A 475-nucleotide genomic window follows, 5' to 3' on the forward strand; every position below is an offset into this window, starting at 1 on the left:
AGGGTTGCCATTAGAATCTAAAATAGGATTATCGTTTTTATCTTTGAGATTGCCATTTTTATCTATAAAGATATGGTTTCCATTTTTATCAAGGATTGGCTTTCCTGCTTTATCAAGCAATATTTTTTTATCAAGAATTTTTTTGCCTTCTCCTGAATACATATTGCCTTCTTTATCAATATAAATAGGGTCTCCATTTTCATCAAATATGGGGTTACCCAACTCATCGGTAAGCATAGTGAGATTAGGTTGCATATGAGATTGATTAAAGATATTGCTTTTTGAAAGGTCGCCCTGATGTGTGCCTTTTTGTTGCCACACATAATCACTTATAGGAAACTTACTTTCAAAGAGATAATCTAAATTCTCCTTTACACTTGCATAGGTAATACCCATACCTAAAAGTGCAAAAATTCCTATTCCCTTATAAACCATTATTTGCCTTTTTGTGCTTTCTCTCGCTCTATGCAAACAT

Annotated in this window: 1 pseudogene; it reads right to left on the bottom strand. The window is 32.8% G+C overall.

From position 1 onward, the window contains the following. A pseudogene (locus LS67_RS09500) lies at positions 1–435 on the bottom strand (hypothetical protein); the annotation flags it as partial. Positions 436–475 lie beyond the last annotated feature (40 nt).

The organism is Helicobacter sp. MIT 03-1616 (assembly GCF_000765685.2).
GTDB classification, from domain to species: domain Bacteria; phylum Campylobacterota; class Campylobacteria; order Campylobacterales; family Helicobacteraceae; genus Helicobacter_C; species Helicobacter_C typhlonius.